Consider the following 24460-nt stretch of genomic DNA (forward strand, 5'->3'; position numbering starts at 1 on the left):
CAGGTGTCGGGAAAGCCCTGGTAGCGGACCGGGGATCGGCGGCCGAGGATAGTGCGCTAGTTTCGAGCCGAACCCGAATCTGCACGAACATCTCCACGAGGAGTAAATCGACGTGAGCGCAAGTCCTCTCAAGGTCGCCGTCACCGGCGCCGCCGGCCAGATCGGCTACAGCCTGTTGTTCCGCCTGGCGAGTGGCTCGCTGCTGGGCCCGGACCGCCCGATCGAGCTGCGTCTCCTGGAGATCGAGCCCGCGCTCAAGGCGCTCGAGGGCGTCGTGATGGAGCTGGACGACTGCGCATTCCCGTTGCTGTCCGGCGTGGAGATCGGGGCGGACGCCAATAAGATCTTCGACGGCGTGAACCTGGCGTTGCTGGTCGGCGCGCGGCCGCGTGGCCCGGGCATGGAGCGCAGCGACCTGCTGGAGGCCAACGGCGCGATCTTCACCGCCCAGGGCAAGGCGCTGAATTCCGTGGCCGCCGACGACGTTCGTATCGGCGTGACCGGCAACCCGGCCAACACCAACGCGTTGATCGCGCTGAGCAACGCCCCCGACATCCCCAAGGAGCGGTTCTCCGCGCTGACCCGCCTGGACCACAACCGGGCGATCTCGCAGCTGGCCACCAAGACCGGCGCCAAGGTCACCGACATCAAGAAGATGACGATCTGGGGCAACCACTCGGCCACCCAGTACCCCGACATCTTCCACGCCGAGGTGGGCGGCAAGAACGCCGCCGAGGTCGTCAACGACCAGAACTGGATCGAGAACGACTTCATCCCGACCGTGGCCAAGCGCGGCGCCGCGATCATCGACGCGCGCGGCGCCTCCTCGGCCGCCTCGGCCGCGTCGGCCACCGTCGACGCCGCCCGTTCCTGGTTGCTGGGCAGCCCGGACGGTGACTGGGTGTCGATGGCGGTCTACTCGGACGGCTCCTACGGCGTGCCCGAGGGCATCGTGTCGTCGTTCCCGGTGACCACCAAGGATGGCAACTGGTCGATCGTGCAGGGGCTGGAGATCGACGAGTTCTCCCGCGGCCGCATCGACAAGACCACCGCCGAGCTGGTCGACGAGCGCGCCGCCGTCACGGAGCTGAAGCTGATCTGACATTCCGCATTGCCAATTAGGCCTACTAATGGGTAATCAGTACCCTGAAGCGCGTGTCCGAATTGCTTGAATCGATACAGACGAATGCCGAGCAGGGCGTGATCACCGACGCGGAGATCTTCGAGGCACACGTAGGCGGCAAGCTTTCCGTAGGCCTGACGTCACCACTGGACACCCAGCGCGCTTTGTCGATCGCCTACACCCCCGGCGTCGCACAGGTCAGCCGGGCGATCGCGGCCGACCACGCACAGGCGGCCCGCTACACGTGGGCGAACCGGCTGGTGGCCGTGGTCAGCGACGGCAGCGCGGTACTGGGCCTCGGCGACATCGGACCCGCGGCGTCGCTGCCGGTCATGGAAGGCAAGTGCGCGCTGTTTCAGGCCTACGGCGGGCTGAACGCCATCCCGATCGTGCTGGACACCAAGGATCCCGACGAGATCGTGGAAACCCTGGTGCGGCTGCGGCCGACGTTCGGCGCCGTCAACCTCGAGGACATCTCGGCGCCGCGCTGCTTCGAGATCGAGCGTCGTCTCATCGAGGCGCTGGACTGCCCGGTGATGCACGACGACCAGCACGGCACGGCGATCGTGGTGCTGGCCGCGCTCATGGGTGCCAGCAAGGTTCTCGGTCGCGACATGGCGTCGCTGAAGGTGGTGGTGTCCGGAGCCGGTGCGGCCGGTATCGCATGCACCAATCTCCTTATGGCGATGGGTGTTTCGGACATCACCGTGCTCGACTCACGCGGGATTCTGCACACCGGTCGCGACGACATGAACGACGTCAAGGTGGCCCTGGCGCGGCGCACCAACCCCACCGGTCTGACCGGCAGCCTGGCCGAAGGCATCCGCGGCGCCGACGTGTTCCTCGGCCTGTCGGGCGGCGTGGTCCCCGAAGAGATGATCGCGACCATGGCGCCCGACGGGATCGTGTTCGCGCTGTCCAACCCCGATCCGGAGATCCACCCGCAGATCGCGGCCAAGTACGCCGCGGTGGTGGCCACCGGCCGTAGCGATTTCCCGAATCAGATCAACAACGTGCTGGCCTTCCCCGGGGTGTTCCGCGGTGCGCTGGAAGCCGGCGCGCGCCGGATCACCGAAAGAATGATGGTCGCGGCGGCCGAGGCGATCTTCTCCGTCGTCAGCGACGACCTCGCCCTCGACCGGATCGTCCCCAGCCCCCTGGACACCCGCGTCGGGGAAGCGGTCGCCACGGCGGTCGCGCTGGCCACGGAAGCGTCGGACCCTTCCGTCGCCGGGGGGTGAGAATCGGCAGGCTGGCGGCGCCACTGCTCGCCGCCGCACTGGCCGTCGCCGGTTGCGCGACCGACACCGGCGACCATCGTGCCCGCGCCGAAGTGGTGGTCGGATCCCGGCCTGACACCGATTCGGCGCTGCTGGCCGGCGTGTACGTCGCCGCCCTGCGGTCCTACGGGTTCGGCGCGCGGGCCGCGACCGCCGCCGACCCGAAGCCGCAATTGGATTCCGGCGCATTCACCGTCGTGCCCGCCTTCACCGGCCGCACGTTGCAAGCCCTGCAGCCGGGAGCGACGGCGATGTCGGACAAAGACGTCTACCGCGCGATGATCGCCGCGCTGCCCGAGGGCGTCGTCGCGGGCGACTACACGACGGCCGCCGAGGACAAGCCCGTGTTGCTGGTGAGTCAGCCCACCGCCAAGGCTTGGGGCGGCAGCGATGTCAGCGCCGACTTGAGCACGCTGCCCCGGCACTGCGATGGCCTCATCGTCGGGACCGTCGCCGGGCATCAGCAGCCGTCGACGGTCGGGTCCTGCCGGCTTCCCGCGCCACGCGAATTCCCGGACGGCGCAACGATGTTCGCCGCGATTCGGGCCGGGCAGCTTACCGCGGGATGGACCACCACCACCGATCCCGGCACCCCTGGCGACCTGGTCGCGCTGACCGACGGCAAGCCCGCACTGATCCGCGCCGAGAACGTGGTGCCACTGTATCGGCGCAACGCGCTCAGCGAGCGGCAGTTGCTGGCGATCAACGAGGTGGCCGGTGTCCTGGACACCGCGGCCCTGGTCGAGATGCGGCGGCAGGTGGCCACCGGCGCCGACCCTCAGGCGGTGGCGGGAGGCTGGCTGGCCGAGCATCCGCTCGGCCGGTAGACCGGGCTGCGGCTGACGTGCCCCGGCCCTCTGTCGCGCGTATCCACGCGCTCATCGACCGGGTCAGCGCTTCGGCAGCAACCGGGTCACAAAGTCCTTGACGCGGCTCATCACCGGCCCGCCCAGCAGTCGGTCGTGGTTCGGCCCTGCGACCCGCACCAACAGGTCCATCGCCTTGACGTCGGGACCGACCAGGACCCGGGGCTTGTTCTTGCGCACGCCGTCGAGGATCAACTGCGCGGCTCGCAGCGGGGTGGTCTTGGCCTGCTGCTCCTCGAACAGGCTGGCCAGCTCGGCATGGTCGAGTCCCTCGACGCCGGTCGCATTGCGGGCGAAGGCGGTCTTGATGCCGCCCGGGTGGACCGTCGTCACCCGCACCGGGTGACCGGCGCGGGCCATCTCCTGATGCAGCGCCTCGGTGAATCCCCGGACGGCGAACTTGGCGGCGACGTATGCCGCCTGGCCGGGCGCCGAGAACAGGCCGAGCGCGCTCGAGATGTTGATGACGTGGCCGTCGCCGGAGGCGATCAGGTGCGGCAGGAAAGCCTTGGTGCCGTTGACGACGCCCCAATAGTCGACGTCGATGACCCGCTCGATGTCCTTGAACCGGCTGTCCGCGATGGATCCGATGAACGTGATGCCGGCGTTGTTGTAGATCTGGTTTACCTTACCGAAGTGCTCGTTCACCGCGTCGGCGTAGGTCAGGAAGGCCTCGCGCTCGGTGACGTCAAGCCGATCGGACTTGAACGCCGCGCCGATCGCCGTCAGCTGTTCGGCGGTCTGCGCCAGCCCCGCGGTGTCGACGTCGCTGATGGCCACCTTGGCACCCGCCCGGCCCAGCTCGACCGCCAGCGCCTGGCCGATGCCCGAACCGGCGCCGGTGACGACGGCGACCTTGCCGGCGAACGTATCCATGCAACACTCCCTCGTGCGGCTCGACCGCTTGACGCTAACCGTTACCAGCGACGCCGGCTACAGCAGTACGAAATCCTGAATCGGCGACGCTGAGATTCACTGCTTGGGCAGCAACCGGCCCATTACCGGCCCGAACAGCTGCTGATAACCCGAACCCGTCAGCCGCACCAGGATGTCCAGTGCCTTGGCGTCGGAACCGACCAGGACCCGCGCCTTCTTCTTGCGCACCGCGTCCAGGATGATCACAGCCGCGCGGTGCGGGGTGGTCTTGGCCAGCCGCTTGTCGAACAGTTTGGCCAGCTCGGCCTGGTCGAGGCCCTCGGCGGCGGTGGCGTTGCGCGCGATGGCGGTCTTGATGCCGCCGGGGTGCACCGTGGTCACCGCCACCGGGTGGCCGGCCGCCGCCATCTCCTGCCGCAGCGCCTCGGTGAAGCCGCGCACGGCGAACTTTGCCGAGTTGTAGGCCGCCTGTCCGGGCACCGCGAACAGCCCGAACACGCTGGACACGTTGATGACGTGCCCGTCGCCGGAAGCGATCAGGTGCGGCAGGAAAGCCTTGGTGCCGTTGACGACGCCCCAGAAGTCGACGTCCATCACCCGTTCGATGTCCTTGAACTGGCTGACTTCGACGTCGCCGGTGAAGGCGATGCCGGCGTTGTTGTAGATCTGGTTGACCTTGCCGAAGTGCTCCTTGACGGCATCGGCGTAGGCCAGGAACGCCTCGCGCTCGGTGACGTCGAGCCGGTCGGACTTGAACGACGCGCCGATTGCCTTCAGTTGTTCCTCGGTGTGGGCCAGGCCCTCGAGGTCGACGTCGCTGATGGCCACCTTGGCGCCCGAGCGGGCCAACTCCAGGGCCAGCGCCTGCCCGATACCCGAACCCGCGCCCGTCACCACCGCGACCTTGCCGGCGAACCCTTGCATGAGCACCCTTCCTTATCGGCACGTTTGCGTCGAGGCTAGCCGGTACCGACGGTCCCTGATACCCGTGGGTCACCGAACCCCGCCCGGCTCAGCCCTCGTCGCCGGTCAGGCGAACGCGGTGTCGATGATCTCCTGCTGCTCCACGGCGTGCACCTTCGACGAGCCCGACGACGGGGCCGACATCGCCCGCCGCGAGATCCGCTTGATCCCGGTCAGCTTGTCGGGCAGCAGCTCGGGCAGCTCGAGCCCGAAGCGCGGCCACGCACCCTGGTTGGCCGGTTCCTCCTGCACCCAGAAGTACTGGTTGGCGTTCGGGTAGCGGTCCAGCGTCTCGCCCAGCCGCCGCTTCGGCAGCGGGGCGAGCTGCTCGATCCGCACGATCGCCACGTCTTCGCGGTTGTCCTTGGCCTTGCGGGCCACCAGCTCGTAGTAGAGCTTGCCGCTGGTCAGCAGGACCCGGGTGACCTTGCTGCGATCACCGATGCCGTCCTCGTAGGTCGGCTCCTCAAGCACCGAGCGGAACTTGATCTCGGTGAAGTCCCGGACGTCGCTGACCGCGGCCTTGTTGCGCAGCATCGATTTCGGCGTGAACACGATCAGCGGCCGCTGCACGCCGTCGAGGGCGTGGCGCCGCAACAGGTGGAAGTAGTTGGACGGCGTCGAGGGCATCGCGATGGTCATCGAGCCCTCGGCCCACAGCTGAAGGAAACGCTCGATGCGGGCCGAGGTGTGGTCGGGGCCCTGGCCTTCGTGGCCGTGCGGCAGTAGCAGCACGACGTTGGACAGCTGGCCCCACTTGGCCTCACCGGAGCTGATGAATTCGTCGATGATCAACTGCGCGCCGTTGACGAAGTCCCCGAACTGCGCCTCCCACAACACCAGGGCGTCCGGGTTGCCCACCGTGTAGCCATACTCGAAGCCGACGGCGGCGTATTCCGACAGCGGCGAGTCGTAGACCAGGAACTTGCCGCCGGTGCGGGTGCCGTCGGCGTTCATCGTCAGCAGTTGCAGCGGGGCGAACTCTTCACCGGTGTTGCGGTCGATGATCACCGAGTGCCGCTGGGAGAAGGTGCCGCGCTTGGTGTCCTGGCCCGACAGCCGCACCAGCTTGCCCTCGGCCACCAGCGAGCCCAGCGCCAGCAGTTCGCCGAAGGCCCAGTCGATCTTGCCCTCGTAGGCCATCTCGCGGCGCTTCTCCAGCACCGGCTGCACCCGCGGGTGCGCGGTGAAGCCGTCCGGGGTCGCCAGGAACGCGTCGCCGATGCGGGCCAGCAGCGACTTGTCCACCGCGGTGGCCAGGCCCGCCGGCAGCATCTGGTCGGCCTCGACCGATTCGCTCGGCAGCGCGCCGTGTTTCTCCAGCTCGCGGACCTCGTTGAACACCCGCTCCAGCTGGCCCTGGTAGTCGCGCAGCGCGTCCTCGGCCTCCTTCATCGAGATGTCGCCGCGGCCGATCAGGGCTTCGGTGTAACTCTTGCGGACGCCGCGCTTGAGGTCGACGACGTCGTACATCGCGGGGTTGGTCATCGACGGGTCGTCGCCCTCGTTGTGCCCGCGCTTGCGGTAGCACAGCATGTCGATGACGACGTCCTTCTTGAACTCCTGCCGGAAGTCGACGGCCAGCTTGGCCACCCACGCGCACGCCTCCGGGTCGTCGCCGTTGACGTGGAAGATCGGCGCCCCGATCATCTTCGCGACGTCGGTGCAGTACTCACTGGACCGCGAGTACTCCGGCGCGGTGGTGAAGCCGATCTGGTTGTTGGCGATGATGTGAATGGTGCCGCCGACCCGGTAGCCGGGCAGGTTAGTCATGTTCAGGGTTTCGGCGACCACGCCCTGACCGGCGAACGCGGCGTCGCCGTGCAGCATCATCGGCACCACCGAGAAGGCCTTCTCATCCCCGTGGTCATGGGCGCCGTGGTCCAACAGGTCCTGCTTGGCCCGCACCAGGCCCTCCAGCACCGGGTCGACGGCCTCCAGATGCGACGGGTTGGCGGTCAGCGACACCTGAATGTCGTTGTCGCCGAACATCTGTAGATACACGCCGGTGGCGCCCAGGTGATATTTGACGTCACCGGAGCCGTGCGCCTGCGCCGGATTGAGGTTGCCCTCGAACTCGCTGAAGATCTGCGAGTACGGCTTGCCGACGATGTTGGCCAGCACGTTGAGCCGGCCGCGGTGCGGCATCCCGATGACCACCTCGTCGAGCCCGTGCTCGGCGCACTGATCGATCGCCGCGTCCATCATCGGGATGATGCTTTCCGCGCCTTCCAGTGAAAATCGTTTCTGGCCAACGTATTTGGTCTGCAGGAAGGTTTCGAAGGCCTCGGCCGCGTTCAGCTTGCTCAGGATGAACTTCTGCTCGGCCACCGTCGGTTTGACGTGCTTGGTCTCGACGCGCTGCTGCAGCCATTCCTGTTGCGACGGTTCGAGAATGTGGGTGTACTCCACGCCGATGTGGCGGCAGTAGGCGTCGCGCAGCAGACCCAGCACGTCGCGCAGCTTCTTGTACTCGCTTCCGGCGAAGCCGTTGACTTTGAACACCCGGTCGAGGTCCCACAGCGTCAGGCCGTGGTTGAGGATCTCGAGGTCCGGGTGGCTGCGGAACCGGCTGCCGTCCAGCCGCAGTGGGTCGATGTCGGCCATCAGGTGACCGCGATTGCGGTAGGCCGCAATCAACTCCATCACCCGGGCGTTCTTGTCGACGATCGAGTCCGGGTTGTCGGTGCTCCAGCGCACCGGCAGGTACGGGTTTCCCAGCTCGCGGAAGATCTCGTCCCAGAAGGCGTCCGACAGCAGCATCTCGTGGATGGTGCGCAGGAAGTCGCCGGACTCCGCACCCTGGATGATGCGATGGTCGTAGGTGGAGGTCAGCGTGATCAGCTTGCCGATGCCCAGCTCGGCGATGCGTTCCTCGCTGGCACCCTGGAACTCCGCGGGGTATTCCATGGCGCCGACGCCGATGATGGCGCCCTGACCGCTCATCAGCCGCGGCACCGAGTGCACGGTGCCGATGGTGCCCGGGTTGGTCAGCGAAATGGTCACGCCGGCAAAGTCTTCGGCGGTCAGCTTGCCGTCGCGGGCGCGTCGCACGATGTCTTCGTAGGCGGTGACGAACTGCGCGAAGCGCATGGTTTCGCAGCCCTTGATCCCGGCGACCACCAGGGAACGCTTGCCGTCCTTGCCCTGCAGGTCGATCGCCAGGCCGAGGTTGGTGTGCGCCGGCGTCACCGCGGTCGGCTTGCCGTCGACCTCGGCGTAGTGCCGATTCATGTTCGGGAACTTCTTGATCGCCTGCACCAGCGCGTAGCCCAGCAGGTGGGTGAACGAGATCTTGCCGCCGCGGGTGCGCTTGAGTTGGTTGTTGATGACGATCCGGTTGTCGATCATCAGCTTGGCCGGGACGGCGCGGACGCTGGTCGCCGTCGGTACGTCCAGCGACGCCGACATGTTCTTGACGACGGCCGCGGCGGCACCGCGCAGCGTCTGCAGCTCGTCGCCTTCGGCCGGCGGGGGAGTGGGGGCTTTGGCCGGCCGCGCCGCGACCCCATTGCCGGCGGCGGTGCTGGCGGGGGGCGCGGGCTTGGCGGGCGCGGTGGCCTGCGGGGCCGCCGGAGCCGGCTTCGCCGGGGCGGGGGCGGCGGCCGGCGGCCCGTCGCTGCTGCTCGGGGCGGCCGGCGCGGGTTCACCGGCGGGCTCAGGGTTGTAGTCGACCAGGAACTCGTGCCAGCTCGGATCGACTGACGAGGGGTCGTCGCGGAACTTGCGGTACATCTCCTCGACCAGCCATTCGTTCTGCCCGAATGGTGAACTTATGTTGCTCACGACCGCAGTTCGCCTCAATCCTTCTATTCCGCAAGCGCATTCCCGTGGCGCCTGCACCCTTGTCGGCCCCTGAGGACCGAACACCTCCCACGGAGGGCGGTACCCATTGTTTCCGCCCTATAAAGGCTAACCTTTCGCCGCCGATCTGCCAGATTGACCGGGGGGCATGAGGACGGCCGGCACGGTTCCTATGGCGGCGACCCGCTGCGCCCGGCTACGCCGCGCTTGCGATCGCCAGGTCCCGATGGCGGCGACCCGCTGCGCCCGGCTACGCCGCGCTTGCGATCACAACTAGCCGGCTTCGTGGACCGGGGGCACCAGATGCAGCGCGCGGGGCCAGCGCGCCGGCGGGGCGCCGAACGCCCTGTTGGCGTTGCGGATCATCTTCTTGCCGGCGAGGTAGTTGCCGACGGCACCCACCACGACCCCGATTCCGACCGGCAGCAGTTTGCCGAACAGCAGGGCGCCGCGCCGCAGGGTGTACTTGCGGACCCACGACTTGAGCAGCCGCGAGTTGAGCTTCGACATCGACGACAGCGGCAGGGCGGCCAGGCTCTCGGAGATCCAGCCACCGTTGGTACGACGCGGGCCGATCAGCTCGGCGACGGCGTGCTCGCTGTTGTCGCCGGCGAGGACCGCCAGCACCAGCGCGCGGCGCCGTTCCCGGTGGTCGGCCGGAATGTCGTAGACCACGGCCGTCGCCAGCACGAAGAACGCGGTGGCCTCCAGGAACGTCACCGTTTCCGCGGCCGCCGCGGATAGGGCGCTGATCGTGCCGATGCCGGGCACGGTCGCGGCGGCCCCCACGGCAACGCCGCCAGCCGTCACGATGGCCAGGTATCGCTTCCGCAGCTTGGCCATGATCTCCGCCGGGCCGGCATGGGGGTGCGCGTTGCGCAGCCGGGTCACATAGGCCTCGGCAGCCGGGCCCTGTATCCACGAGCTCCGCTCGATGACCTGGGCCAACGCCCGCGCGGACATCTTGGGTCGACCACTTCGCGCGGTCGGCTGCTGTCCCTCGTTGGACATGGTGAAGAACCGGTTCGGCGACCTTTTCCGTCGAGCCCGCATATTTCTCTCCTGCAGATGGCGTTCCCCCAGGCTAACGCGCCCGCGACGAATACTGGCGCGTTATGCGTCCTGACCGGGTCCTTGGCTGCCGGCCTATTGCCGCACCGGGAATAATGCAGGCTAAATGTCTGCGACGGTCCGTGCCGTTCGTCGGTGCTCATGCTGTTTACCGCGCCCCGCGCGTGGTGTATCTACCTGCGTGGGTTGGGCCGGTCGATCAGCCGGGCCGACACGGCTGAACAGCAGCGAAACGAGGTGGGGTGGATGACCACGGCTACGCCCCGCACGCCCGGAGGCACGGGGCGCGCGGGATCGGGGCCGGCCCGGGCCGCCAACCGCTGGGACTTTCTCACCCGGAGCTCGCCGCAGTCGCAGAACCCCTGGAACCCGCTGTGGGCGATGATGATCGGCTTCTTCATGATCATGGTCGACTCGACCATCGTCGCGATCGCCAACCCGACCATCATGGCCAGCCTGCGCATCGGCTACGACACCGTGGTCTGGGTGACCAGCGCCTACCTGCTGGGCTATGCGGTCGTGTTGCTGGTCGCCGGGCGCCTGGGCGACCGGTTCGGTCCCAAGAACCTGTACCTGTTCGGCCTGGTCGTGTTCACCGCCTCCTCGGTGTGGTGCGGGCTGGCCGGCAGCGCCGCGATGCTGATCGCGGCGCGCGTCGTCCAGGGCGTGGGCGCGGGGCTGCTCACCCCGCAGACCCTGTCGACCATCACGCGGATCTTCCCGTCGGAGCGGCGCGGGGTCGCGGTGAGCCTGTGGGGCGCCACCGCCGGGGTGGCCAGCCTCGTGGGCCCACTGGCCGGCGGTGTCCTGGTCGACGGGCTGGGCTGGCAGTGGATCTTCTTCGTCAACGTCCCGATCGGCGTCATCGGGCTGGCGCTGGCGTATTGGCTGATTCCGGTGCTGCCCACCCAGTCGCACCGCTTCGACCTGATCGGGGTCGCGCTGTCCGGCATCGGCATCTTTCTGATCGTGTTCGGGCTGCAGCAGGGGCAGGCCGCGCACTGGCAACCCTGGATCTGGGCCTTGATCGTCGCGGGCGTCGGGTTCATGACGGCTTTCGCGTTCTGGCAGGCGCTGAACGCCCACGAGCCGCTGATTCCGTTGATCATCTTCGGCGATCGCGACTTCAGTCTGTGCAACGTCGGGGTCGCCATCATCTCGTTCACCGCGACGGCCATGATGCTGCCGCTGACGTTTTATACGCAGGCCGTGTGCGGGCTGTCGCCGACGCGCTCGGCCCTGCTGATCGCGCCGATGGCGATCGCGAACGGTGTCTTCGCGCCGTTCGTCGGCAAGATCGTCGACAAATACCATCCGCGACCGGTGCTCGGATTCGGCTTCTCGGTGCTGGCGATCGCGCTGACCTGGCTCACCTTCGAGATGTCGCCGACGACACCGATCTGGCGGCTGGCGTTGCCGTTCTTCGTGATGGGTGTCGGGATGGCATTCGTGTGGTCGCCGCTGACCGCGACCGCGACGCGTAACCTGCCGCCACACCTGGCCGGCGCGGGCTCCGCGGTCTACAATTCCGTGCGCCAGCTCGGTGCGGTGCTCGGCAGCGCCGGCATGGCCGCGTTCATGACGTGGCGCATCAGCGCCGAGATGCCGCGGCAGCCTTCCGGGGACGCCGCCGGCGAGGACGCGCTCGCCCTGCAGTTGCCCAGGTTCCTGCGCGAACCGTTCGCGGCCGCGATGTCACAGTCGGTGCTGTTGCCGGCGTTCATCGCGTTGTTCGGGATCATCGCCGCGCTGTTCCTGGTGGGCTCCGCGCCGCGCGCGGGCAAGAGCGATGGCAGGGGCGGCGACGATCCGCTGGGCCCCGACGATGACGTCGTCGACGACGACTATGACGACGACGAGTACGTGGAATTCGTGCTGGTGCGCGAGCCTGACGCCCAGCGGGGCAGCCACCCCGCGCCGGCCAGGCGGCCGGTCGAACGCCCGCGCCCGTCGTCCAGCGGAGTGCCGCGACGCGGCCCCACCACGCAGGCTCAACCAATCGGCTACGCCCACAACGGGTCTCGCGTGGACAGCGGCAACCGCCTCCGCCAGGTGGCGGTGCGGCGTTCACCCAGGTCCCTGCCGCCCAGTGATCGGCCGACCCGGCCGCCGCGCCGGCCCCACAACGGGTCGGCGGGCCTTCACTTCAGCGACGGTGAATCGCTGCGGGGTTACCATCACCGCTCCGATCCGGACGACGACCCGACCGGTTCGGGCCGGCACTCGTCAACCGGTTAGCAGCCAATTTGGGTCACAGCGCAACTGTGGCCGAAACCCGTGCGCCGCCCGGTCCTTTCGCTGATCGCCTTCGGCTCCGGCGGGTCGCGTGAGGAATAGCGTGATCGCGGGCTATCGTGGCGCCGTGCGTGATCGGTGCGGGTGCAGTGCGACACCGTCTCTTTCGCGCCGTGATGTACTCAAATACGCTGCGGCGGCGCCGATTACGCTGAGTTTGGGCACCGCCGCATCTGGTCTGGTCCAACCCCTGAGAGCGGCAGCTGATACGTCCTTGGTGTCGGCGGTCGAAGCGCCGGGGCAGGACCTCAATATCGTCAGTCGGGCCGGGTGGGGCGCCGACGAGTCAATCCGCCGCCGAGCACCGATGTACGACAACGGAATCAAGGCAGGCGTCGTGCACCACACCGCTGGTGTAAATGACTACGCGCAGCAGGATTCGGCGGCAACTGTGCGGTCGATCTACGACTACCACACCCGCACTCTGGGCTGGTCGGACATCGCCTACAACGCCCTGGTCGACAAGTACGGTCAGGTATTCGAGGGTCGATTCGGAGGGATGACAAGGCCGGTGCTGGGCACGCACACCGGCGGGTTCAACCGCAACACATGGGCGGTGTGCATGATCGGAGACTTCGACGCGGTGGCCCCAACGCCGGTTCAGCTGCACACCGTGGGGCGCCTGCTCGGGTGGCGTCTGGCCCTCGATGGCGTCGACCCGCAGGGGAGCGTCGCGTTGACATCGGACGGGGGCCCCTACACCCGGTTCCCTCAGGGCGCCACCATCGCCTTGCCGTGCATTTTCGCTCACCGCGACGTCGGCGATACCGATTGCCCCGGCAACCTTGGATTCCCGTTGATGAACCAGATTCGTGACATCGCTGCGAGGTTCAACAAACGCCCCAGCGCCGATGATCTCGCGCAGTCGATGCAAGGTAGTGCCATCTATGACCGGTGGCAGGCGATGGGCGGCATGAAGAGCGCCCTGGGCGCACCAAAGTCGTCGGAATCGACCGGGGCGGGAGCCACGCGCTACGTCATCTTCGACAAGGGGGCGATGTACTGGTCGCCGACCACCGGGGCGCAGCCCGTCACGGGCACCATCTACGCCGTGTGGGGCACCTTGGGTTACGAACACAGCGCGCTGGGGCTGCCGACCAGCACCGAAATCCAGGAGCCGGAGTGGGTCGTCCAGAATTTTCAACATGGCACCCTGAACATCGAGCGTGGGAGCCGGACAGTCGTCACCGTGATCAACGGTGTCGCTGCCGTCGTACCGCCGCCGTCGGCAGACGGCCCGCCCGTACAGGTTGAGCGGTTTTCACCGATGCGCAACCGAGTTTGAACCCGAGACCGCGCGGAACATTGATCCCTATTGCCTAACCGGTAAGCCCGTCACCGCAGATCGGGCTGGGTGAGCGCCAAGAATGCGCCCAGGTCGATCAGGCCCGCCGGTGTCGCGGGCAGATACTCAGTCAATGACGGGGAGCGCACCAGCACGGCCGCGTACTGGGCCCGGCTCACCGCGACATTGAGCCGATTCCTGTTGAGCAGGAAGGAGATTCCGCGGGGAACCACGTCCGTGGACGACACCGTCATCGAGACGAAGACCACCGGCGCCTGTCCGCCCTGGAACTTGTCGACCGTCCCGACTCGCACTCCATCGAGCTTCGCGGCGGCAAACCGGTGGCGCAGCAGCGCCACCTGGGCGTTGTAGGGCGCCAGCACCAGCACGTCGGCGGCGGTCAGCGCCCGGGTGCCGTGTTCGTCGGTCCACGACGCACCGAGCAGCCGGCCGATCTCGGTGACGATCGCGTCGGCCTCCTCGGGGCTCTCGGTCGAATTGCCCTGGTGCTCAACCGAAAGCAGCTGAACGCCGGGCTGGTACCCATCGAGCTGGCGGGCCGCGGTGCAGTCGTGAGAATGCAGTCTGTCCTCGTAGGACAGCGCCGAAACCGCCGCGCACACGGCCGGGTGCATGCGGTACGAGAGGTCCAGGAAGTAGCCGCGCTCGTCGGGCAGGGTGCGGTGACCGTCGACCAGCCACTCCAGCGCGGAGGTGTCCACCGGTTCCGGATGGGTGCCCTGGCTGACTTGCGGCAACTGCTGGGGATCCCCGAGCAGCAGCAGGTTGGCGGCGGCCGGGGCCACGGCGATGGTGTTGGCCAAACAGAATTGGCCGGCTTCGTCGATCACCAGCAGATCGAGGCTTCCCGGCGGTATCCGGTTGGCATTGGCGAAATCCCATGCCGTTCCGCCGATCACACATCCCGGCGTGTCGGCGAGGAACGCGGCGTATGCGCCACCGTCGATCTCCCGCCAGCGCGGGGCCCGGTGGTCGTTGCGCTTCTTCGCGATCCGTTGCGGATCCAGGCCGGCGTCGATCACACAATCCAAAACGTTCTCCACGGTGGCGTGCGACTGCGCGACCACGCCGATGCGCCAGGCGTGTTTGGTGACCAGGTCGTGGATCACCCGGGCGGCGGTGTGCGTCTTGCCGGTGCCGGGCGGCCCGTGCACCGCCAGGTATGACGAGTCCAGATCCAATACCGCCGCGGTGATGTCGGCGACGGCGTCGTCGCTACGTGGCAGGGGGGTGCCGCTGCGCGCGCGGGGCGCACGGCGCAGCAGCACGTCGACGATGGCGCTGTCCGGTAGTCGCGGCAATCCGGCGGCCACCGCGGCGGCGGCCGCCTCGATCGATTCGCGCAGGGCCGTCGTCGGGATCGGTGGCCCGGGCGTCAGCGCGAACGGCACCTGGTGAAAGGTGTTGCCGTCGCTGCCAACTCGTTCGAGAATGATCACTTCGCTGGGCACCGTCGGGTCGTCGGCCTCGACAACCGAGGCCCGCCCGGCCGCGCGCCGGTCCGGGCTATCGGTCATGCCGGGCGGCGCCGGCGGGTGGTAGAGCGCAAAGGCGTCGCTCTTCAAATCTCCGCGCGCCAGCTCGCCGCGCAGCTGCACCCGCCGCTGCGGCTTGCGCGCCCGGACAGGCGTGTGCCAGTCGACGCTGACCGACGCGTGCTCGGCGACGAACACATCGGTGTTGTCAGCCCACTCCTCGATGGGGAAGTTCAGCCGGTCGAAATGCGCCCACCAGAAAGGTTTGTCCTCGCGCCGGTGATAACCGCGGGCGGCGGCGAGCAGCGCCACCGCCGTCTGCTGCGGGGTGCGGTCGTCGACGCCGGCGGTTCCGGTGAAAGCCGCCAACGTCACCGCCAACTGGTCGCGGTCGTCGACGGTGTTGCCGTCGGGCACCGGCTGGGCGCCGACCGGTACCACGCCGGATTCATAGGCGCGCAACAACAACCAGTTCCGCAGTTCCTGAGTCGACCGGCAGTCGTAATGGTTGTAGTCCTCGATCTCCTTGAGCACCGATGTGGCCTCGTCGCCGCGGCCCTCCGCCTCGAGTTCGCAGTACCGCGCGTAGGAGGTGATCGAACCGGTGGCCGTGGTCACGTCGCCCACACGCAGTTGGGCCCCCATGTAGAGCGGCTCCAGCGCCTTGAGGCTGAACGACTCCGCGCCCACGCGAATGCTCCTGCGCACCAACGGATAAAGGTCGACCAGCGTACCGCTGCGGAGCAGTTCGTCGACCTCGTCCTCGCCAACCCCGTAGCGCCCGGCCAGTCGCAACAGCGCGGTCTTCTCGTAGGGCGCGTAATGGTAGATGTGCATATTGGGGCGGCGCTTGCGGCGCCTGGCCACCAGCGCCAGAAAGTCGATCAGCGCCTTGCGTTCGTCGGCCCGGTTGTGCGCCCACAGCGGGCGGAACCTGCCCGTCGGCCCGGCCTCCAAGACACCGAACAGGTACTCCAGGCCCCACTCGCGCCCATCGGTGGTCCACAGCGGATCGCCCTCGAAGTCGAAGAACAGGTCGCCCGGGTCGGGCTCGGGTAGCAGGGCCAGCGGCTGCGCGTCGATGACCTGGACCTGAGGAACCCCGGTTTCGCGTTGCTGGACTTGCAGTTTCGCCTGGATGGCCAGTTTGTCCAGGACGCCGGCCGCCAGGCCGGGCACGGGTCCGCGACGATCGGCCAGCTGCGCGACCGTGCTGATGCCGGCGTCAAAGAGCTTGTCCCGCTGGTTCACTCGCATGCCGGCGACCAATAGAACGTCGTCGGCCGCCCGCAGCTGTTCGAGGCACAACGGGCAGTGAAAGCAGGCTGTCACGCCCTCGTCGTCCCAGCGGACCGCGGCGCCGCCCGCGTAGTGCTCATCGAGGAGGCGCTGCAGCCGAGTCCGCTGGGAGCGGTACACCGGGATCAGGTCGCAAACGCGGTGCCGCACCGCGGTTCCATCGCCCAGCCGCAGCTCGGCCTCCGGTGCGACCGGGATGCCGGACGCCGCCAACGCGTCGGCGTAGGCGGCCAGCTGCAGCAGCGCGGTCACCTTGGCCGAGCGGGCCAGTTTGGTGTCGACGACGCGGTACCGCTCGCCGTCGCGCACCAGGAAATCGGCGAAGCCGACGAAGCGGCCGTCGAACATAGCGGCCTGATACACCACGGGCGCGCGGTCGGCGACGGCGCGGCGGGTGGCGTCGGCGGCCGCCGCGAGGCCGGCGGGTGTGTAGGCCGGGCGGCCGATGATCGCGACGTCCTGCCCTAACCGGTCGCGCAGCGACGCGAGTTCGCGTCGCTCGTGTTCGCTACCGAGCTCGGCCGTCCGCGCGAGCAGTTCGTCCTCGACGGTGACGGCGGGCCCGCGGCCCAGCTTCGCGTCGAAGTCCCGCAGCAGCGCGAATTCGCAGCGGGCGGCGGCGGCAAGGTCCGATGCGCTGTACACGATGCTGTCGCCGGAGACCAACACTGGAGCCACTGTAGGTCAGCGCTCCGACACCGGCGCCGTGCCGGGCGGGCGTGCCCCCGATCAGTGGGCCGGGGTGTTGCCGATGAGTTCGACCGTGTTGCCGTTCCAGTGGAATTTCACGTCGGTGTTCAGGCCGCTGATCCCGCCGGGATAGGTCAGCGCCACCGTGTCGCCCGTGGTCTGCGCCGGGTCAACGCCGTTGAATCCGTAGGTGTCGGGCACGCCCTGCGGGATGAACTGGCCGAGGTGGAACAGCACCGCACGGGTGGTCGGGGCGACCGCATTGGTGTTGGCCTTGATGATGATCGCCGACAGCTGGGCGCACTGGTTGTAGTTGCCGGCCAGCGGTTCGGGGTTCCAGGGCTGCTGGCTGCGCGGGTCGCGGGGCAGCTCGGACACCACCTTCGCGATGGTGGGCGACGCGAGGTTGACCGCGCAGGGATCGGTGGGCGGGGCGTTGCCGGGTGGGGCGGCGGCCGTCGGCGTGGCCGGGGCGGTGATCGACGCCGTCTCCGAGGTCCTGGCCTGCGGCGTCTTCGCGACGGTGGAGTCCCCCGAACCGCAGCCGGTCAATGTGAAGGCGATGAGAGCGACAGCGGCCGAGCCGGTCAGTGGCTCGGTACGACACGGCAACGACCACACATCTGTGCACCGTACCGTCATCGGGTCCGGGGCCGGGGCAGGCATGGCCGGGTGTGCTGATGATCACCGGATCGGCCGGCCGACTGTGGCCGGCAGCGCTCAGGTCCGCTGAGCTCGCGATCACCACTAGACTCCTTGGACGATGACCCTCTCGGACAGCTCGACTGAGGCTGCCTCTACGACGTTTGCCGACCTGCAGATCAATCCCTCGGTCCTGCGGGCGATCGCCGACGTCGGCTACGAGTCGCCCACCGGCATTCAGGCCGCCACCATCCCGGCGCTGATGGCGGGCTCCGACGTCGTCGGGCTGGCCCAGACCGGCACCGGCAAGACCGCCGCCTTCGCGATCCCGATCCTGTCCAAGATCGACGTCACCAGCACCGCCACCCAGGCGCTGGTGCTGGCCCCGACCCGGGAACTGGCCCTGCAGGTGGCCGAGGCGTTCAGCCGGTACGGGGCCCACCTGCCCAAGATCAACGTGCTGCCGATCTACGGCGGCTCGTCCTACGGCGTCCAGCTGGCCGGGCTGCGCCGCGGTGCCCACGTGGTGGTCGGCACGCCGGGCCGGGTCATCGACCATCTCGAGCGCGGGACGCTGGATCTGTCCCACGTCGACTACCTGGTTCTCGACGAGGCCGACGAGATGCTCACCATGGGCTTCGCCGAAGAAGTCGATCGCATCCTGTCCGAAACCCCGGAATACAAACAGGTGGCGCTGTTCTCCGCGACCATGCCGCCCGCGATCCGCAAGATCACCACCAAGTATCTGCACGACCCGCTCGAGGTCAGTACCAAAGCGAAAACCGCCACCGCCGAGAACATCTCGCAGCATTACATCCAGGTCGCCGGTCCGCGCAAGATGGACGCGCTGACCCGGGTGCTGGAAGTCGAGTCGTTCGAGGCGATGATCGTCTTCGTCAGAACCAAGCAGGCCACCGAGGAAGTCGCCGAAAAGCTAAGGGCGCGAGGCTTCTCCGCGGCCGCCATCAACGGGGACATCCCGCAGGGCCAGCGCGAGCGCACCGTCGCCGCCCTGAAGGACGGCAGCATCGACATCCTGGTCGCCACCGACGTGGCCGCGCGCGGGCTGGACGTGGAGCGGATATCGCACGTCCTGAACTACGACATCCCGCATGACACCGAGTCGTACGTGCACCGGATCGGGCGCACCGGCCGGGCCGGGCGTTCGGGAACCGCGTTGCTGTTCGTCTCCCCGCGTGAACGCCACCTGCTCAAGGCGATCGAAAAGGCCACGCGCCAAACGCTCACCGAAACCCAATTACCCACCGTCGAGGACGTCAACGCCCAGCGGGTGGCCAAGTTCGCCGACTCCATCACCACCGCGCTCGGTTCCCCCGGAATCGACCTGTTCCGCAAGTTGGTCCAGGACTACGAACGCGAGCACGACACCCCGATGGCCGACATCGCCGCCGCGCTGGCATTGCAATCCCGCGACGGTGAGGAATTCCTGATGGCGCCCGAACCGCCGCCCGAGCGGCGCGAGCGGCGCACCGAACGCCGCGAACGCCCCGAAAGGCCAACTAATACAGCGCCTTTCGCGACCTATCGCATCGCGGTAGGCAAGCGGCACAAGATTGGCCCGGGCGCGATCGTCGGCGCCATCGCCAACGAAGGCGGGCTGCATCGCAGCGATTTCGGCCACATCGCGATCGGACCGGATTTCTCCCTGGTGGAGTTGCCGGCCAAGTTGCCCAAGTCGACCTTCAAAAGGCTTGAGAACACCCGTATTTCGGGGGTGCTGATCAACCTTCAGCCGGAGCGGTCGTCCGGCAGCAAGCCCCTCGGCCGAGACGGTGGGAAGCCGCGCAGGAAACACGGCGGATGACGCTCTCAGAAGAGCAGGACGCCCAGGGCGGGCTCGAGCAGACCTCTCGCGTCGACCGGGTCGCCTCGCTGACCGGGATCCGTGCGGTCGCCGCGCTGCTCGTCGTCGGCACCCACGCGGCCTACACCACCGGCAAATACACGCACGGGTATTGGGGCCTGGTCGGTTCCCGGATGGAGATCGGGGTGCCGATCTTCTTCGTACTCTCGGGCTACCTGTTGTTCCGCCCGTGGGTGAAGTCGGCGGCGAGAGGCGGCGCGGCGCCGTCGTTGAGTCGCTATGCGTGGCACCGGGTTCGGCGCATCATGCCCGCCTACGTGATCACCGTGCTGTTCGCCTACGTGCTGTACCACTACCGCGACGCCGGGCCGAACCCCGGACACAGCTGGCTGGGACTGGCGCGCAACCTGACGCTGACGCAGATCTACTGCAACGGCTACCTGGGCAAGTATCTGCACCAGGGGCTGACGCAGATGTGGAGCCTGGCGGTCGAGGGCGCGTTCTACGTCATCCTGCCGCTGCTGGCCTACCTGTTGCTGGTGGTGATCTGCCGGCGACAGTGGCAGCCGAGACTGATGCTGGGTGCCTTGGCGGGGATGACGTTGATCAGCCCGGCCTGGCTGGTGCTGGTGCACACCGACCACTGGTTTCCCGACGGCGCGCGGCTGTGGCTGCCCACCTACCTGGCGTGGTTCCTCGCCGGGATGATACTGACCGTGCTCCAGGAAATGGGGGTGCGCGGCTACGGGTTCGTGGCCATACCGCTGGCCGTCATCTGCTATTTCATCGTGTCGACTCCCATTGCCGGTGCGCCCACGACCTCCCCGGCGACGCTGAGCGAGGCGTTGTTCAAGACGTGCTTCTACGCCGTCATCGCGGCGCTCGCGGTAGCCCCACTGGCTCTGGGGGACCACGGCTGGTATTCGCGAATCCTGGCCAGCCGCCCGATGGTGTGGCTGGGGGAGATCTCCTACGAGATCTTCCTGATCCACCTGATCACCATGGAATTCGCGATGGACTACATTGTCGGCGCGCGCGTCTACACCGGCTCGATGCTGTACCTGTACGTGGCGACGCTGGTGGTGACGATCCCGCTGGCGTGGCTGCTGCACCGGTTTACCCGCGTCCGGGACTGAGCCGCTAGCCCCGAGTGGAAACCGGCGTCACAATCGGCACGACGAATTCCTCGATCATCGACCGCTCTTCGTCCTCGTCGCGGCCCGGGTACGTCAGCAGCGAGACGATCACCCGCACGGTCCAGCGGGCCCGGCGTTCGACGACGGCGGGATCGTCGGGTCCCAGCGAGTGCAGGAACGCCGCTACCAGGGCCGCGATCACGTCGGACTGCCCGGCCAATTCGCCACCCACCGGCGGGCGGGTGGTGGCAAACCAGGATGCCAGCGCGGGGCTCTCGCGAACCATCCCCAGTGTGACGAGGATGCTCACGACCAGCCGTTCGCGCGGGTCCTCGATGTCGCCGGTGCGCGCGATGATCTCGCGGCCCAGCCGGTGGGTTTCACGGTGGATGTAGGCGGTTCGCAGCGCCTCGCGGTTCTCGAAGTACCGGTACAGCGTCGCTCGGGAACAGCCTGCCGCCCTAGCGATGTCGTTCATGCCGATCGACTCCGAGTCGCGCTGCGTGTAAAGCTGCTCGGCCGCGTCGAGTATCCGGTCGGCGGCGGCTTCGGTCCGGTGCGTACCCAGCCAGTCGTTGCCGGGCATCAGGACTTCATTCGAATCGGTACCGACAGCGGACGCCGGACGTAACTGCCGTCGGCCCAGACGATGCCGGATTCGTCCACCTCGAAGTCCGGGCAGCGGGCCAGCAGTTCGGTCAGCGCGACGCGCGACTGCATCCGGGCCGCGGCCGCGCCCAGGCAGTGGTGTGCGCCGTGGCTGAACGTCAGGATGTTGCGGGGACACCGGGCCAGGTCGAGTTCGCCTGCGTCCGAGCCGTATTGGCGTTCGTCGCGGTTGGCCGAACCGTACAGCAAGAACACCCTGCGTCCGGCCGGGATGGTCGTCTCGCCGACGGTCACGTCACGGGTGACGGTGCGGGCCAGTCCCTGCACTGGTGAGGTCATCCGCAGCAACTCCTCGACCGCGTCGGGCATGCGGTCCGGCTCGTCGGCCAGCAGCTGACGTTGGTCGGGCCGTTGGTGCAGCAGCGGCATCGAGCCGCCGAGCATCCCGGTGACGGTGTCGTTGCCGCCGGTGACCATGGTGAACGTGAACGCCAAAATCGACAGCGTGCCGGCGATGTCGCCGTCGGCGCCGACCCCGGCCGCCACCAGGTGGGAGATGGTGTCGTCCTCGGGTTCGGTTCGGCGCCGCTCGATCAGCCCGGTGAAGTAGGCCATCATCGACCCGACCGCATCACCGACGGTTTCCAAGGCAGCGGCAACGCCGCCTTCGGCGGTGTTGGCCGCGACGATCGCCTGGGTCCAGTCGTCGAATTGGACCCGGTCTGCCTCGGGCACACCGAGATAGTGGGCGACGACCATCGACGGCAGCGGCTTGAACAGCTCGGCGACGATGTCGCCGCCGCCGGCCGAGCGCAACCCCTCAATGCGCTCGACGACGAACTCCCGCACCTTGGGCTCCACGGCCTCGACCTGTCGCGGCGTGAATCCGCGCGACACCAGTTTGCGGAACTCAGTGTGCACGGGTGGATCCGTCATCACAAAAGGCGGATTGTCCTGCAGTCCAATCATTTGCAAGTCGCCATAGTTGACGGTCAGACCCTGGGCGGAGGAGAAGGTTTCGTGGTCGCGGGCCGCGGCCCATACGTCGGCGTGCCGGGAGAGCACGTAGTAGTCGTCCTCGGGATGATTCGTCGGCACGACGTGGTGGACGGGGTCGTGATCTCGCAAAGCGCGGTACATCGGCCAGGGGTTCGACCACGTGTCGGCGGTGGCGAGCTGGAATTTCACCGGGGCTTCGTGAGACATAACGGCAGCCATGTCTCATTCGTACGACAGTGGTGGCGATATGTCAACCTTGTCGAGAGCGTGCGATGACGTCTTATGAGCGTCGATATAAATCGCCCAAACAGCCCGGAGGCCCAGTAGTATCCGGGACGGGGGTTACCGGACGGGAGGGCCATGGACTCCGAAAATCCTCAAGTCGCCCTGTTGCCACGCGAGTTGGTCAAAAGAGTCACCGCGGCGATCGATCGGTCGCGGCCCGCTTGGGAAGAGTTCGTTGACGCCACCCGTGCGCCAACAGCTGAGGGCGGGGAGCCCGGCCCACCTCTTGCAGTGAAATATATTCCGTCGGAACGGGCAAAGGATTACCTGCCAAAGCCCAGTGGTCAACCCGTCAGCTATCCGTTCCCATGGCCGCCGCCCGATCCGCCCGGCCGAGGCACGCGGCAATCTCCGACCAAGGGCATCTTCATCGGCAATAGGGACTACACCTGGGGCAAGGCTGTCTACGTGACCGGAATTCACCAGCCGCTGTCCACAGCGACCTACGGCCGCGTCGGTCTGGTGTCCTATTTCAACCCCGCCAAAATCCACCGGGTGTTCGATGCACGCGACCAAGACAATTACGAGGTTTATCTGGAGTGGTTGCAGTGGCAGCCGCTCTACTCGCGTGCACTGCTCACGGTGCACACCAACCACTGGCTGCATGGGTTGCGAAATGATTTCCGTACGCAGTTCGAAATCGATGTGGTGATGTGCAGCCCCGACGAGCAGGACGTGGGGATGTGGTACACCGACCTGGCCGATACGTGGCTATGCGTCAGCGATTTTGTGCGAGACAAGAACAAGCCGGGGTACGTCCGGCTCAGAGACAAGTTCTCCAAAGTCTTCCCCGATGTGCGTTTCACGGTGGTGATCGAGGAAGAATTCGTCAATCCGAACGAGAAAGATCCGAAACTTCCGATCCCGCGCCCGCCCGCTTGGCCGGCCTCACGCGTTCGGCAGCTGGCGGTCAGTGGACGTCCGCCGCGCGTGCCGACGGTGAACGAGATCGGCCTAGCGTACTGGCAGGGTCGGATCGTGCGGGTGCAGTCATGAGCCTCATCGCGCTGTCCGCACCGCTGATTCGCCTCGCCGCGGTCGACGACGGTTACGCGCAAGATTTGTTCGAGGCAGTTGTCAGCGACGAGGCTTCCAAGGCCGGGCTGGTGGACGGCCCCATCAGCGAAGATGAGCTTGCCCTCCTGACACCTTCCGAGTGGCAGTGGTACGCGACGTGGCGGCAGTCCCTCGACGGTGGTCTCGATCGACTCTTGCTCAATCATCTGACGGTCTCTGTCACAACACGATTCGCACGCTTTGAGGTCCGGGCACTGGTGCTGCGCGACAGGCGCACCAACGAGCTTGCACCTCAATACGACACCCCGCCACAAGACGAGTCCAACGACACCGTTGGATTGCGCTGGCTGGCTGATCAGGCTGGAGGTCAGCGGGTCCTGGCGACATTCCGGCCCGCGGAGTCATATTGGAGCCAGGCTGGCGCAGATGAAAGTTATGAACAGGGACAAAAAGGCCCTGACGATGAAAGCAGTCAAGGAGAGGGACTGGCCCCCGAATGGCTCAGTGAGGTCGGCGGGTTCGAATTGCTTCCGGACGAGTACTTCGACGCGATGAGCCGTGCCATCGAGGACGAGCGGCTGGAGCTGACGATTGACGCGTTGCAATGCGGGACCGACGCCTCCCAGTTTCTCATTAGACAACTCGCGTCCCATAACGTGCAGCCAAGTTGGCCGTCGGTAACGATCCTGGGCGATGCCCGTGTCAGTGGAGTCGTGGGACGGCTTAGCGGAATCACCGAACAGCGTGACGATGCGGTCACGCAACAGTTGAGAACCTTCGCCGTCGATCGCGGTCTCAATCCAGACTGGTATCTACGTGACCAACCGCTCAGAAACGACTAACCGGGTCCACGTTGGTGGGAAACGCCACGACAATTTGGGAGATTCTCCATGGCTTTA

The 24460-nt window shown here is 67.3% G+C and carries 17 protein-coding genes; 9 read left to right on the forward strand and 8 right to left on the reverse strand.

The window, feature by feature from the left end; translation table 11 throughout:
- The first annotated feature begins 112 nt into the window (after positions 1-112).
- The 3 genes from MTY59_RS15930 to MTY59_RS15940 are packed head-to-tail and all read left to right on the forward strand — an operon-like array spanning position 113 to position 3230.
- Entirely contained in the window at positions 113-1102 is a 990-nt protein-coding gene (locus MTY59_RS15930; RefSeq protein WP_221042006.1) for a malate dehydrogenase, read from the forward strand.
- Positions 1103-1155: 53 nt separating this feature from the next.
- Positions 1156-2364 (forward strand): NAD(P)-dependent malic enzyme, encoded by a 1209-nt coding sequence (locus tag MTY59_RS15935; protein WP_221042007.1) that lies wholly within the window; start codon positions 1156-1158, stop codon positions 2362-2364.
- Positions 2361-3230: a glycine betaine ABC transporter substrate-binding protein gene (locus tag MTY59_RS15940; RefSeq protein WP_221042008.1), complete on the forward strand. Its 870-nt coding sequence runs from the start codon at positions 2361-2363 to the stop codon at positions 3228-3230. Before MTY59_RS15935 ends, MTY59_RS15940 begins: the two co-directional genes overlap by 4 nt.
- Before the next feature lie 63 nt (positions 3231-3293).
- On the opposite strand, the gene MTY59_RS15945 is transcribed toward MTY59_RS15940, so the two are convergent.
- The 4 genes from MTY59_RS15945 to MTY59_RS15960 all read right to left on the reverse strand — a co-directional run bounded on the left by MTY59_RS15945 (position 3294) and on the right by MTY59_RS15960 (position 9965).
- Positions 3294-4145: an SDR family NAD(P)-dependent oxidoreductase gene (locus MTY59_RS15945; RefSeq protein WP_221042009.1), complete on the reverse strand. Its 852-nt coding sequence runs from the start codon at positions 4143-4145 to the stop codon at positions 3294-3296.
- A gap of 96 nt (positions 4146-4241) precedes the next feature.
- Complete coding sequence (locus MTY59_RS15950; protein WP_221042010.1) at positions 4242-5069, reverse strand: SDR family NAD(P)-dependent oxidoreductase; 828 nt, start codon at positions 5067-5069, stop codon at positions 4242-4244.
- 105 nt (positions 5070-5174) lie between these two features.
- On the reverse strand, positions 5175-8894 hold the full coding sequence (locus MTY59_RS15955; protein ID WP_221042011.1) for a multifunctional oxoglutarate decarboxylase/oxoglutarate dehydrogenase thiamine pyrophosphate-binding subunit/dihydrolipoyllysine-residue succinyltransferase subunit: 3720 nt from the start codon (positions 8892-8894) through the stop codon (positions 5175-5177).
- Between the two features lie 291 nt (positions 8895-9185).
- Complete coding sequence (locus tag MTY59_RS15960) at positions 9186-9965, reverse strand: hypothetical protein (protein WP_221042012.1); 780 nt, start codon at positions 9963-9965, stop codon at positions 9186-9188.
- Between the two features lie 264 nt (positions 9966-10229).
- On the opposite strand from MTY59_RS15960, the gene MTY59_RS15965 reads away from it, so the two are divergent.
- A complete protein-coding gene (locus tag MTY59_RS15965; protein WP_221042013.1) occupies positions 10230-12221 on the forward strand; it encodes an MFS transporter in 1992 nt (663 codons plus the stop codon).
- Between the two features lie 274 nt (positions 12222-12495).
- Positions 12496-13563 (forward strand): N-acetylmuramoyl-L-alanine amidase, encoded by a 1068-nt coding sequence (locus MTY59_RS15970; RefSeq protein WP_347881590.1) that lies wholly within the window; start codon positions 12496-12498, stop codon positions 13561-13563.
- 50 nt (positions 13564-13613) lie between these two features.
- On the opposite strand, the gene MTY59_RS15975 is transcribed toward MTY59_RS15970, so the two are convergent.
- Together MTY59_RS15975 and MTY59_RS15980 are read right to left on the reverse strand one after the other, a co-directional pair.
- Positions 13614-17027, reverse strand: a complete 3414-nt coding sequence (locus MTY59_RS15975) for a TM0106 family RecB-like putative nuclease (RefSeq protein WP_221042015.1) — start codon at positions 17025-17027, stop codon at positions 13614-13616.
- A 60-nt stretch (positions 17028-17087) separates the two neighbouring features.
- Positions 17088-17690, reverse strand: coding sequence for an LppP/LprE family lipoprotein (locus MTY59_RS15980; RefSeq protein WP_221046469.1), 603 nt, complete (start codon positions 17688-17690; stop codon positions 17088-17090).
- Between the two features lie 121 nt (positions 17691-17811).
- On the opposite strand from MTY59_RS15980, the gene MTY59_RS15985 reads away from it, so the two are divergent.
- Together MTY59_RS15985 and MTY59_RS15990 are read left to right on the forward strand one after the other, a co-directional pair.
- Positions 17812-19515, forward strand: a complete 1704-nt coding sequence (locus MTY59_RS15985) for a DEAD/DEAH box helicase (RefSeq protein ID WP_221042016.1) — start codon at positions 17812-17814, stop codon at positions 19513-19515.
- Positions 19512-20651, forward strand: coding sequence for an acyltransferase family protein (locus tag MTY59_RS15990; RefSeq protein ID WP_221042017.1), 1140 nt, complete (start codon positions 19512-19514; stop codon positions 20649-20651). Before MTY59_RS15985 ends, MTY59_RS15990 begins: the two co-directional genes overlap by 4 nt.
- A 4-nt stretch (positions 20652-20655) precedes the next feature.
- Here the strand turns inward: MTY59_RS15990 and MTY59_RS15995 are convergent, their stop codons facing one another.
- Together MTY59_RS15995 and MTY59_RS16000 are read right to left on the reverse strand one after the other, a co-directional pair.
- The gene (locus MTY59_RS15995; protein ID WP_221042018.1) at positions 20656-21237 is read right to left on the reverse strand and encodes a TetR/AcrR family transcriptional regulator; all 582 of its coding nucleotides are present in this window, start codon (positions 21235-21237) and stop codon (positions 20656-20658) included.
- Positions 21237-22478, reverse strand: coding sequence for a cytochrome P450 (locus tag MTY59_RS16000; protein WP_221042019.1), 1242 nt, complete (start codon positions 22476-22478; stop codon positions 21237-21239). The genes MTY59_RS15995 and MTY59_RS16000 overlap by 1 nt, the downstream gene beginning before the upstream one ends.
- A gap of 141 nt (positions 22479-22619) precedes the next feature.
- Between MTY59_RS16000 and MTY59_RS16005 the strand changes: the two genes are divergently transcribed.
- On the forward strand, positions 22620-23540 hold the full coding sequence (locus MTY59_RS16005; protein ID WP_221042020.1) for a hypothetical protein: 921 nt from the start codon (positions 22620-22622) through the stop codon (positions 23538-23540).
- Positions 23537-24403: a hypothetical protein gene (locus tag MTY59_RS16010; RefSeq protein WP_221042021.1), complete on the forward strand. Its 867-nt coding sequence runs from the start codon at positions 23537-23539 to the stop codon at positions 24401-24403. Before MTY59_RS16005 ends, MTY59_RS16010 begins: the two co-directional genes overlap by 4 nt.
- Positions 24404-24460: the final 57 nt, after the last annotated feature.

This window comes from Mycobacterium senriense, assembly GCF_019668465.1.
Lineage (GTDB): Bacteria > Actinomycetota > Actinomycetes > Mycobacteriales > Mycobacteriaceae > Mycobacterium > Mycobacterium senriense.

Excerpts from the sequence above, each read along its gene's own strand:
- MTY59_RS15945 (WP_221042009.1), bottom strand. The coding sequence starts at position 4,145 with ATGGATACGTTCGCCGGCAAGGTCGCCGTCGTCACCGGCGCCGGTTCG.
- MTY59_RS15950 (WP_221042010.1), bottom strand. The coding sequence starts at position 5,069 with ATGCAAGGGTTCGCCGGCAAGGTCGCGGTGGTGACGGGCGCGGGTTCG.
- MTY59_RS15960 (WP_221042012.1), bottom strand. The coding sequence starts at position 9,965 with ATGCGGGCTCGACGGAAAAGGTCGCCGAACCGGTTCTTCACCATGTCC.
- MTY59_RS15965 (WP_221042013.1), top strand. The coding sequence starts at position 10,230 with ATGACCACGGCTACGCCCCGCACGCCCGGAGGCACGGGGCGCGCGGGA.
- MTY59_RS15980 (WP_221046469.1), bottom strand. The coding sequence starts at position 17,690 with ATGACGGTACGGTGCACAGATGTGTGGTCGTTGCCGTGTCGTACCGAG.
- MTY59_RS15985 (WP_221042016.1), top strand. The coding sequence starts at position 17,812 with ATGACCCTCTCGGACAGCTCGACTGAGGCTGCCTCTACGACGTTTGCC.
- MTY59_RS15990 (WP_221042017.1), top strand. The coding sequence starts at position 19,512 with ATGACGCTCTCAGAAGAGCAGGACGCCCAGGGCGGGCTCGAGCAGACC.
- MTY59_RS15995 (WP_221042018.1), bottom strand. The coding sequence starts at position 21,237 with ATGCCCGGCAACGACTGGCTGGGTACGCACCGGACCGAAGCCGCCGCC.
- MTY59_RS16000 (WP_221042019.1), bottom strand. The coding sequence starts at position 22,478 with ATGGCTGCCGTTATGTCTCACGAAGCCCCGGTGAAATTCCAGCTCGCC.
- MTY59_RS16005 (WP_221042020.1), top strand. The coding sequence starts at position 22,620 with ATGGACTCCGAAAATCCTCAAGTCGCCCTGTTGCCACGCGAGTTGGTC.
- MTY59_RS16010 (WP_221042021.1), top strand. The coding sequence starts at position 23,537 with ATGAGCCTCATCGCGCTGTCCGCACCGCTGATTCGCCTCGCCGCGGTC.